The sequence below is a fragment of the Gordonia sp. NPDC003376 genome, from assembly GCF_053589235.1.
The window spans coordinates 200,136-208,509 of sequence record NZ_JBSFRM010000001.1 but is presented as its reverse complement, the minus strand read 5'-3'; the positions used below and the strand labels follow the sequence as shown (position 1 = coordinate 208,509).

Below are 8,374 nucleotides of genomic sequence, written 5' to 3'. Positions count from 1 at the left end.
GGTCCCGGCTCAATCCTCGTAGAGGGCGCGGCTCACTCGTGGAAGGGGGTTCGGCGCAATCAGCAACGCCTAGTGGGTGGTTGAGCCGATGAGGAGTGTAGCGACGAGGCGTGTCGAAATCTCTGTCGGCCGGGTTGCTGAGGTGGCCACCTCTGAGGTGGTCGCCGCCTGACGTTGGCTGCGGAGATTTCGACTCGGGTCCTCGCGATGCTCGGTCCCGGCTCAATCCTCGTAGAGGGCGCGGCTCACTCGTGGAAGGGGGTTCGGCGCAATCAGCAACGCCTAGTGGGTGGTTGAGCCGATGAGGAGCGTAGCGACGAGGCGTGTCGAAATCTCCGCCGGTCGCGCTGCTCGGCCGGGTTGTGGTACTACCTCTTCTGCAGCACCACAACGAGATTCGTGGCAACGACTTCGCGTAACACTGGGACCCGCAGCACCCACCATGCCCATGCGGGCACGTACCGGGGGAAGGTGGCGACGACGTTGGCGACATCGGTGCGCGACCTCGCCCACCGGAGGCCCCCGGTGGCGGTGACCTTGAACAGTGAAGTGCCGTAGAGGTTCTTGGGTGGATGGCCGTGGCGTCGGGTGTACCAGCGAGCCGCACGATGGCCGCCCGCGTAGTGGGTCAGCCCCATCTCGTGACCACCGAACGGCCCCCACCACAACGTGTAGCTGACGATCACGATCCCGCCCGGGCGTGTCACACGGATCATCTCGTCGGCCATCTCCCATGGCCGTGAGGTGTGCTCGAGGACGTTGGACGACAGGGTGATGTCCATCGACCCGTCGGCGAACGGCAGATGCTGACCCGACGCCCGCACGGTACCGCGGTGCTCGAGACCACCGGCGTGCATCTCGGCGGGATCGGGCTCGGCCGCCAGATAGCGGGCACCCCGCGCATCGAAGGCGTCGGCGAAGTAGCCGGGCCCGCCACCCACGTCGAGGATCACCGCGCCATCGAGACCGCCGGTCGCGTCGTCGGCGGCGAAGGCCTCGACCATCCGGGCGGTGTCCTCGGCGAGCGCGCCGTAGAACCGGGCCGGGTCGGTCTGCTCGAATCGGAAGTCGGAGAGGAGGCCGACGGCCCGGCGGAAGGTGGCGATCTGCGCGAACCGTCGCGTCGAGGTCTGGGCTCTGGACACCCGGTCGAGTCTAGGGCGTGGCCGGCGACCGCCCGACACCCCACACTATCGAAAACAGTTGTCAAAAAGGTTAGGCTGCGAACAGGCCGATCACATCCGGACCAGAGGAGCGTCACCCATGACGATCGTTTCCCTGACCACCGACCTTCCGCTCTCCGCCGCGCGCGTGCGTGAACTCGCAGCCGTCCCCGAGGTCATGCAGTTCGTGCTGGCCCCCGTACTGAGCTTCTCGATGGAGCAGGCGCCGCCGCCCGACGTCGCCGTCACGCCGGGGTTCCGGGCACGCGGACGGGTGCGCTGGCTGGGGGTGATCCCGTCCTGGACACATCAGATCGAGATCGTCCGCCTCGACGACCTCGAGATCTACACCCGCGCGAACGCGGTGGTCCGGTCCGCGTGTGGAACCACCGGTTGACCTTCGAACCGACATCGGCGACCACCGGCCGCTACACCGACGAGGTGGAGGTGGAATCCGGGGCCCGGGGTCTGGTGGCCGTGACATTCGTGCGGCTGATGTTCCGGCACCGCCATCGCCGGTGGCGGCTGCCGGCCTCGGTGCTGGCTGCCGAGCGCGATCGAACCGGGGCCGGTCATCCCGGCTGACCGCCGCCCGGTTCAGTCGCGATGCGGGGGCCGGACAGGCTCGACCTGATACCGGATGAGACGAGAGCTGTTGAGCACCACCGCAACCGACGACGCATTGTGCAGCACCGCTGCCAACACCGGCGACAATGCGCCACCCGCGCCGATCGCCAGCCCGAGCCCGTTGACCGCGATCGACATGCCGTAGTTCTGCCGGATCACCTCGACGGTGTGTGCACCGAGGTCCCGGATGTCGAGCAGCTTGCGCAGATCGTCGCCGGCCAGCGCGATGTCGGCGGTCTCCACCGCGACGTCGGTACCGGCGAGACCCATCGCGATGCCGATGTCCGCGGCGGCCAGGGCGGGGGCGTCGTTGACGCCGTCGCCGACCATCGCCACCACATGCCCCAGCGACTGGAGCTCGCGCACCACGGCCAGCTTGTCGTCGGGGGTCACCTCCGCCGCCCACCGGTCGATGCCCAGTTGCACGGCGATGGTGGCGGCGGTGACCGGATGGTCGCCGGTCAGCATCGCGATCTCGGTGACACCGCTCGCACGCAGCGCATCGATCACCTCCCGCGCCTCGGGCCGCACCTCGTCGGACAGGCTGACCAGCCCCACCAGCGTGCCGTCCACGGCGAGCAGCAGCGGTGTCTCACCGGCGCGTCGCAACCGCTCCACCCAGCCCAGGGCGTCGTCGGAGATCGCCACACCATGCCGGTCGAGCAGGGACGGATTGCCGAGCAGCAACACCCGGCCGTCGTCGGCCCGGGTGCGCATACCCAGCCCGACGATGACCTCGCAGTCGGCATGGGTGGGGATCTCGATCCGCCGTTCCTCGGTCGACCGGATGACCGCCTCGGCCAGCGGGTGACGCGAGTGGATCTCCGAACTCGCCGCATACGCGAGGATCTGCTCGGGCTGCCAGTCGCCGGAGAACGACACCACATTGGTGACCACCGGACGTCCCACGGTCAGCGTGCCCGTCTTGTCAAAGACCATCGCCGAGATCCGCCCCGACGCCTCCAGATGCGAACCGCCCTTGATCAGGATGCCGCGGCGGGCGCCGTTGCCGATCGCACCGCTGATGGCGGTCGGGGTGGACAGCCCCACCGCGCACGGGCACGCGATGAGCAGCATCGTCATCGCACGACGCAGATCCCGGGTGACCAGCAATGTCAGCGCCGACAACGCGAACGAGGCGGGGACGAAGCGCCGGGAGAAGTTCTCGCCGACGGTCTGGATGGGTGCCCGGTCGCGCTGCGCCTCCTCGACCCGGCCGATGATGCGGCCGATCGACGTGTCGTCGCCGACGGCGTCGGCGGTGATCACAATCCGTCCGGTGAGCACCACCGAACCGGCCTGTACGCGGTCGCCGACATCCTTGGTGACCGGCAGGTTCTCGCCGGTGAGGGCGGACTGGTCGACCACCGCCTGACCGTCGACCACCACCCCGTCGACGGCGACGGCGACCTGCTCGTGCACGATCACCGCGTCGCCGACACGCAGCGAGTCGACCGGCACCTGGATCTCGGTGCCGTCGTCGAGCCGCATCCACGCGGTGTCCTGGGTGCCGCGCAACAGGTCGGAGATGGCGCGGCGGGTGCGGCGCAGGGTGAGATCCTGCAGGAACTCGCCGATGTTGAGTAGCCACAACACGGTCAGCGCGACGACGTTCTCGCGTAGCAGCAGGCTCGCGATGGTGGCCGCCGACACCAGGGCGTCGGTGCCGGCCCGTCCACCGCGCAACGAGCGCAGCGCGCCGCGGAGGAACGGATACCCGGCGAAGATCGTGACCCCGGTGGCGGCCGTGCGTGAGGCCGGACCGAGCAGCGGCGGGCGGCGGAAGCCGTAGCGGCGGAATCCCAGCAGGACCAGGGCGCCGGCACCGATTCCCATGCGAATCAGATCGGCGTTGGTGACATCGGCCGAGTGCGGTGCGCGGTCGGGCAGCCCGGCCCGGTCGACGACGGTGGCCGCGCCGATCGCCTGGTCGATGGCAGCCCGGTCGGTGTCGGCCCGCAACCACACGATCACCGATGCGGTGCGCGGATAGGCGTGGACGGCGCGCACCCCGGCGACGTGCGCGACGCTCTCCTCGATCGCCACCGCACGCCGGTCGGCGTCGAATCGGCTGGTCACGCGCAGCCATGGGACGGTCAGGCGTATCCGTCCGGCGGCCGCGGACCGGACCGTGATGCCCAGCTCGGCGATGTCGACCGCCGCTGATGGGGCGGGCACGGGTCAGTGATCGTGGTCGTGGGAATGGGTGATGGCGGTTCCCGGTGGGGTGGACTCCTCGCCGATCCGGTCCTTGGCCTCGGCGACGATGTCGGCGGTGTTGAGTCGCACCGACTCCGCGACCTCCTCGGCCTTGCGCGTCCCGCGCAGCCCCCACGCCGTGGCCACCACGGCCCCCTCGCGCAGCGGTGTCCGGCGCACGACGGTGCGAACCGCGTCATAGGCGACGGCGCCGACCAACCCGGTGGCGACCGCCGTACCCGCCCTGCCGATCCATGCGTGAATTGCCATGTGTGTCCTCGAATCCTTAAGGCGTACAACGGAGTTCTCGATTCTCCACGCTACTACAGGCCGCTGCCGGAACGCACCCTTCCGGTCACGTCGGATGGATCCGGGCGACGCCGGCATCCCGGTCCGCGCCGCGCGGTCCACCCGGGTGGCTACCCTGTACCCCGATGACTCCTCCGTCCCGCGTGCTGCTGCTGTGCTGGCGCGACACCGGCCACCCGCAGGGTGGCGGCAGCGAGCGCTACCTCGAGAGCGTCGGCCGCGAGCTCGCCGCCCGCGGCTCCGACGTCACCCTCGTGACCGCGCAGTACCCCGGGGCGCCACGCACCGAACACCGCGACGGCGTGCGCATCCTCCGCGCAGGCGGACGCCTGGGCGTCTACCCGCGTGCGCTGCTGACGATCCTCGCCGGACGTCTCGGCCGGGGTCCGTTGGCCGGATACACCCCCGACGTCGTGATCGACACCCAGAACGGGATGCCGTTCTTCGCCACCCTCGTCACCCGCGCGCCGACCATCCTGCTGGTGCACCACTGCCATCGCGAACAGTGGCCGGTCGCCGGCCGTGCGCTCGGGCACCTCGGCTGGTTCCTCGAATCCCGGGTGTCACCATGGGTGCATCGCCGCAACCACTACGTCACCGTGTCGGCCCCGTCCAAACGCGAACTCGTCGACCTCGGCGTCGACGACGGCCGGATCACCGTGATCCGCAACGGACTCGACCCCGTGCCCGCGGGCGTACCCCCGCGACCCGCCGAGCCCGATGGCCCGGTCCGGATGTGTGTGCTGTCCCGGCTGGTGCCGCACAAACAGGTCGAACACGCCCTGATCGCCCTGGCCGACCTGCGCCGCGCCGGTGTCGACGTGGAACTCGACGTGATCGGCGGCGGATGGTGGTCGGACGAATTGATCTCCCGTGCACACGATCTCGGCGTCGATGAGGCGGTGGACTTCCACGGCCACGTCACCGAGGCCGTCAAACACCAGATCCTGGCCCGAGCGCGTGTACACCTCATGCCCTCACGCAAGGAAGGCTGGGGGCTCGCGGTGATGGAGGCCGCCCAGCACGGTGTGCCGACCGTCGGTTACCGCAGTTCGGTGGGTCTGATGGATTCCGTCGAGGACGGCAAGACCGGTCTACTCGTCGACGGGATCGACGAATTCACCAGCGCCGCCAGAAAACTCATCGACAACCCGGATGAGGCGAGCCGGCTCGGTGACGCCGCACACCGCAAGTCGCAGTGCTACTCGTGGGGTGCGACCGCCGACGAGATGCTGTCGGTGTTCGCGCGCTTGCGGCGCTAGAAGATGCTGCGGCGCCAGGAGATGCTGCGGCGCCAGGAGATGCTGCGGCGCTGAGGATTCTTGCGGTATCGGTCCAGTGCCGCTCCGAGTACCGCACCTGCGCCGGCCACGATGAGGGTGAGCCAGACGATGTGTGCTGCCCACGCGGCGGCACGTGCGGTGCTCGACGCGCGCTCGGTCCGGGCGCCGTCGATCTGGAACAGGAGGAGATCGTCCCCGGCGAAAACCGGTGCCCGCGTGGCGAGATCGTCCGGAACATCGATGCCCTCGGAGCCCATGCGTTCCACCAGGACCCACCCGACACCGAGCCGGGCCAGCTCGGCCGGATCGCCACCGGTGGCCAGAACCGCATCCACCCGTTGCGCATGGGGGGCGGCCGGGTCGACCACCACACCGTCGACGCGGAGCTCGCCCGACTCGATCACCGGGGCGGCCAGCATCCGGGCTGCCGGATCGAGGGACACCGTGTCGGTGAATCGATAGCGGCGCACCGTATCCGACGGCCACAACGCCACCGCACCTCGATCGGCGGGGACCATCGCGGCGACCGTCGACCAGTCCGCCGGATAGCGCACCGGCGTCACCTTGCCGCCGACACCCCAGGCCAGATCGGGCAGCGGGGCGATCACCAGCAGGCCGACCGCGGCGAGGGCGAAACCGGAAGGGACATGGCGTCGGAAGACGGCGATCGCCCCGGCCGCACCCACCGCGAACGCCGGGGTGACCAGCGCCAGCCACTTCTGCGCATCACGCAGCAGACCGGCGCCCGGGATCGTGTCGATCACCGCGCCCACCACGGCACGGCCGGCTCCGGTGGCCGACAGCGACACCAGGATCACCGTCGCCACCGCCAGAACGCCCAGCGCACACAGCGCTCGACGGTGCGCCACGTCCATCGACACCCGGCCGCGCCACAACCCGACGATCCCGAGTGCGACCACCACGAGCAGGCATGCGGTGGCCACCGCGGCCCACCACATGGTGCGGCTGGTCGGGACGGCGTCGGCGTTCCAGATCCCGCCCGATCCCAGTGCGGTCCCGACCGGTCCCAGGCCCGGCTCGGATCGCAACCCGAACGCGCGGGCGCCCGCGGTGCCGTCGGAGGTCACCGACCCCGACCCTGCCGCCGCCGCGACCAACCACGGCGACGCCGAGATCAGCCACACCACAGCACAACCCGGGAGCACTCGAGGCGCCACCGCGACAGCGATCACCGCGGCCACGATCAGTGCCAGCACGGACCCGGTAGGCGTCAGCCCGGCCACCGCGAGCAGCCCCGCGAGCTGCGCCCACCGCACCCACCGCGGCGGCGGATGCCGATCCGGCGAACGCAGGCCCAGATCGAGAATTCCCACGACGATCCAGCCGAGCGTCGCCCACCCGACCAGCAGGCTCCAGTGTCCCTGCAGGAGTCGTTCGGCCACAAAGGGGTTCCACACCGACACCACCGCCGCGGCCACCGCACCGGTGCGCCCGGCCTGCGGGACGAGCCGAAAGGCCAACCGGCCGAACCCGACCGCCGCGAACACCAGCGTGACCACCAGGATCACAACCACCACGACCGCGCCGTCGACCACCGAACTCGTGACCGCCACGAACCAATCCTGCGGCACCGCACGGGGTGCCAGGTCGCCGACGCCCAGCGCGGCGTCGGTCACGAACGACCGCGGCGTCGACACCGCATCCCGGTACAGCAGGTGACCGGGGGCGGTGAGCGGCGCGAGGATCACCGCGGCCAGCACGAATCCGGTCAGGTACAGCACCGGCAGGACGCGCACGCGGGTCACGGTCGTCGATCCCTCACCGTGGCACCGCGACTCACCGATCAGTAGTGATAGGTGTCCGACGGCGGCGGGACATGCCCCGGGTCGACGTCGTAGTCGGACTCGACCACGGCGTAGGCGCGGGCCAGATCCAGGATCTTGGTGGCACGGGCGATACGCGGCAGATCCGAGCCGTTGCGGATCTCGCCGCCGGCACGCTCGAACTCGGCGAAGAACTCACGCGCCCAGGTGATGTCGTCCGGCGACGGTGAGAGACCCTCGTTGACCGGGGCGCACTGATCCGGGGTGAGGCAGATCTTGCCGGTCATGCCGAACTCCACGCTCACCGCCGTGGCCTCCGACAGCTTCAGGGCACCCGACCCGACCGTCGGTCCGTCGATCGCGCTCGGCAGGTGAGCCGCCTTGGCCGCGATGGTGAACCGGGACCGTGCGTACGCCAGGGTCATCGGGTTGTCGCCGAAGCCGGTGTCGCGGCGGAAGTCGCCGATGCCGAATGCCAGCCGGAAGGTGCCCTTGGCGGTGGCGATCTCGCTGATCCGCTCCAGCCCGCGGGCGGTCTCGACCAGCGCGACGATCGGTACGTTCGGCAGTCGCTTGGCGGTCTCGGTGACGTGGTCCATCGACTCGACCATCGCCAGCATCACGCCGCCGATCGAGGTCTTCGACAACGCCTCGAGGTCGTCGGCCCACCACGGGGTGCCGAAACCGTTGACGCGCACCCAGTCCCCGGCGCCACCGGGATGGTCGTCGGACTTCTCGGCGAGCCACCGCACGACGTTGTCGCGGGCGGTCTCCTTGTCCTTGGGGGCGACGGCGTCCTCGATGTCGAGGACGACGATGTCGGCGCGCGAGCGTGCGGCCGGCGCGAATCGCGCGTACTGCGCACCATTCACCAGCAGCCAGCTACGCGCGAGTACCGGATCGATCCGGAACCCGATGTCCGATGGATCGGTCTCGGTGGTGACGTTCTGGTCGTACATCCCTGGCCTTACCTCGTACCGTCGCCTGCCGACGATGAACCACCTTCCAT

Annotated in this window: 6 protein-coding genes and 1 pseudogene; 2 read left to right on the top strand and 5 right to left on the bottom strand. The window is 70.0% G+C overall.

Going from position 1 to position 8,374, the window contains the following annotated elements; genetic code table 11:
- Positions 1-368 precede the first annotated feature (368 nt).
- Positions 369-1,145 carry a class I SAM-dependent methyltransferase gene (locus tag ACWDUA_RS00900; RefSeq protein WP_449749124.1) on the bottom strand — a complete coding sequence of 259 codons (777 nt, stop codon included), beginning with the start codon at positions 1,143-1,145 and terminating at the stop codon, positions 369-371.
- A 118-nt stretch (positions 1,146-1,263) separates the two neighbouring features.
- On the opposite strand from ACWDUA_RS00900, the pseudogene ACWDUA_RS00895 reads away from it, so the two are divergent.
- Positions 1,264-1,748: pseudogene (locus ACWDUA_RS00895) on the top strand (hypothetical protein).
- 12 nt (positions 1,749-1,760) lie between these two features.
- Here the strand turns inward: ACWDUA_RS00895 and ACWDUA_RS00890 are convergent.
- Positions 1,761-3,968 (bottom strand): heavy metal translocating P-type ATPase, encoded by a 2,208-nt coding sequence (locus ACWDUA_RS00890; protein WP_449749123.1) that lies wholly within the window; start codon positions 3,966-3,968, stop codon positions 1,761-1,763.
- A gap of 3 nt (positions 3,969-3,971) precedes the next feature.
- Positions 3,972-4,259 carry a DUF1490 family protein gene (locus ACWDUA_RS00885; RefSeq protein ID WP_449749122.1) on the bottom strand — a complete coding sequence of 96 codons (288 nt, stop codon included), beginning with the start codon at positions 4,257-4,259 and terminating at the stop codon, positions 3,972-3,974.
- A gap of 164 nt (positions 4,260-4,423) precedes the next feature.
- On the opposite strand from ACWDUA_RS00885, the gene ACWDUA_RS00880 reads away from it, so the two are divergent.
- Positions 4,424-5,560, top strand: coding sequence for a glycosyltransferase family 4 protein (locus ACWDUA_RS00880; RefSeq protein ID WP_449749121.1), 1,137 nt, complete (start codon positions 4,424-4,426; stop codon positions 5,558-5,560).
- Here the strand turns inward: ACWDUA_RS00880 and ACWDUA_RS00875 are convergent.
- Positions 5,557-7,347 (bottom strand): hypothetical protein, encoded by a 1,791-nt coding sequence (locus ACWDUA_RS00875; protein ID WP_449749120.1) that lies wholly within the window; start codon positions 7,345-7,347, stop codon positions 5,557-5,559. The genes ACWDUA_RS00880 and ACWDUA_RS00875 overlap by 4 nt on opposite strands.
- A 38-nt stretch (positions 7,348-7,385) precedes the next feature.
- Positions 7,386-8,324, bottom strand: coding sequence for an HpcH/HpaI aldolase/citrate lyase family protein (locus ACWDUA_RS00870; RefSeq protein WP_449749119.1), 939 nt, complete (start codon positions 8,322-8,324; stop codon positions 7,386-7,388).
- Between the last annotated feature and the right edge of the window lie 50 nt (positions 8,325-8,374).